We start from the raw sequence: 2,238 nt of genomic DNA on the forward strand, positions 1-2,238 counted from the left end.
ATTTATGATATTTTTTTGTTTTTCAAGCAAGGATCGCCATACCATAGTAGAAGCAATTCTATATCATATTAGAAATTACCGCATTCCTGTATGGTACGATCGAGATCAAATGCTTTTAGGAGATGAACGCAATCATAAAAATTTTGTAGAAGGAGTTGAATATTCTTCATATGGAATCATAATTTTAAGTCCAAATTCGATCCAGTCGTATTGTGCTAATGAAGAAATTGATTTAATGTATGAGAAATATTTAAAGGGTACTATGCATATTTTCCCTATATTCTTTAATCTTTCTGCAAACGAAGTTCCTCCAAAATACGAGTGGTTAAAAAAGTTGGTTTATAAAGAAATTACCCCTTCTATTGATGTTCGTTCAACCTGTAACCATGTTATTTGTAAATTTCTTGTAGATGATTTGAGCAAGCATGAAAGTCGCAACTTTTCTTCTTTAGAAAAGAGAATGAACAAAATGAAATGTGATCCTTATATTCTAATCTTACTTCGATCTTATTTACAATTAGACGAAAAAAACTTCAATTCTCGAATAGCTTTATTATATGCTGGCTGTTCTTATATAGAATGTAGTTATGATTTAAGTAACGCCCCTGCTTATTACACAGCAGGGTTTAAAAAGTTATTTAACGAGACTAAGCTTTCATTAGAAGTAGACTTGAGAGATATATTAATGATTGAGAATCTTTTCTTATTATTAGTTGGAACGTTTATTATCGGCAACCTCGTTAAGGATGTGTAAAATAATATCGGCTATTTTTTCAGGATCTTTTTCTGTCATTAGTTCATTTATTGTTTGTGAAAGATAAGGAAATTCATTAATATTCTCCTTAACTTCTTTCCAAATTACTTCTGCTTCGTATCCAGTACTTCCAACAGGAATAATCGTCATATTTCGTTCTTTTGCAAGTAAAAATTCTTGATAAACACCTTCACTGTAATGTCCTGTTTTTTCAACAGAACCTTGTTCTGTAGTTTTCTTGCTTTGACCAAATAAGAATATAGCGGCACTACAATCATGTAACATGCTGATTCTATATTCTTGTTTTTTCTCTTGCGAAAGATCTTTATGAAAAGGAAAAGGTCTCATTGAAAGATATTTATCCTTATTTTGAATACCTTTTTCGGCTAAGTATTGGTAAGAGTATCCAGTAATTAAAGTGCCTAACCGTTTTCCTACTCCTGTAGATATTCTATATTCTTTTTCAAGTAATGAAGTAACTAAAGCTTGCGATAATTGATCTGATTGAGTCACCACTGTATTAGTGACTTTGTCATATGCACCAGATATAAAAACCTTTTTTTCTCTGATTCTAGCATTTAATTTTTTTAAAAGAGGAATGATACTATCTTTTGTTATACAAATAGCTTGAATGTTATATCTTTGTTTAAGATCGTCGACCATATGTTCAAATTCAATTGTTGTTTCTTGATTTACTAGCATGATAGCATAATGTGTATTTCCTACTCCTCCAAGTAAATGATTTATTGAACTAAGGCAATCGAGAACGAGGGAATCTGTAAAGCTATAACCCACAAAAAGGAAAGTATTTGAAATTAATTCTTTTTTCAAAAATGTTAGAAATAAAGTATGACTGTTTGAATAATGATCATAGTCTTTCTTAGTTAAGATCATTTTTTCTAAGTCAGAAATATCGCCATTAAGCTTATAAACATTAACTTTTTCATTTCGATCAATATTTACTAAGTTTTTTTCATTATGTATAACGTCACGAGGAATAAATCGACGATCCAATTCTTGCTCAATCAAAGGATCATAATTTGTTGTCCAGATATTATTAAAATTCATATCAATTAATTCACTCAAAATTTCATTTCCTGGTTTAAATTTGTTGATCTGCTCATTGATTTTTTTTCTTAATTTTGGCTCTGTGTATTTATTAGAATAGTATTGAGCCACTTTATATAAATCAGTATTTTCTGTGAGTTTTATTCCTAATTCGGCGGCTAAAGATTCAAATAAAGATCCCCAAGTCTCATGTCCAGAGTTTCGGGATACGCCAGATCCAGCAAATAAAGAAGACATTTTGTTTATTGAGTGTATAGCTAAATCATCTAAAAAATGATTCAATTCTCTTTCGGTTTTTTCAATTAAACGCTCAGTAACTGGATTATTTCCTATTTCCATTGGTAGTTCCTCCAAATTTTATCAAAATTTATTTCAACAATTGTTTAAAAACCTCCAAATAATTCATAGTTATTTGG

Annotated in this window: 2 protein-coding genes; one reads left to right on the plus strand and one right to left on the minus strand. The window is 29.9% G+C overall.

Annotation, left to right across the window (positions count from 1 at the left end; genetic code table 11):
* A partial coding sequence (locus ACFSGI_RS12685) for a toll/interleukin-1 receptor domain-containing protein (RefSeq protein ID WP_379283362.1) occupies positions 1-754 on the plus strand: 754 nt, incomplete at its 5' end.
* Here the strand turns inward: ACFSGI_RS12685 and ACFSGI_RS12690 are convergent.
* A complete protein-coding gene (locus ACFSGI_RS12690; protein WP_204824493.1) occupies positions 710-2,161 on the minus strand; it encodes an SIR2 family protein in 1,452 nt (483 codons plus the stop codon). The genes ACFSGI_RS12685 and ACFSGI_RS12690 overlap by 45 nt on opposite strands.
* Positions 2,162-2,238 lie beyond the last annotated feature (77 nt).

The sequence above is a fragment of the Paenibacillus nicotianae genome (assembly GCF_042681745.1).
Taxonomy (GTDB): Bacteria; Bacillota; Bacilli; order Paenibacillales; family Paenibacillaceae; genus Saccharibacillus; species Saccharibacillus nicotianae.

Bases quoted from the DNA above. Each gene is read 5' to 3' on its own strand.
- ACFSGI_RS12690 (WP_204824493.1), bottom strand. From the start codon at position 2,161: ATGGAAATAGGAAATAATCCAGTTACTGAGCGTTTAATTGAAAAAACC.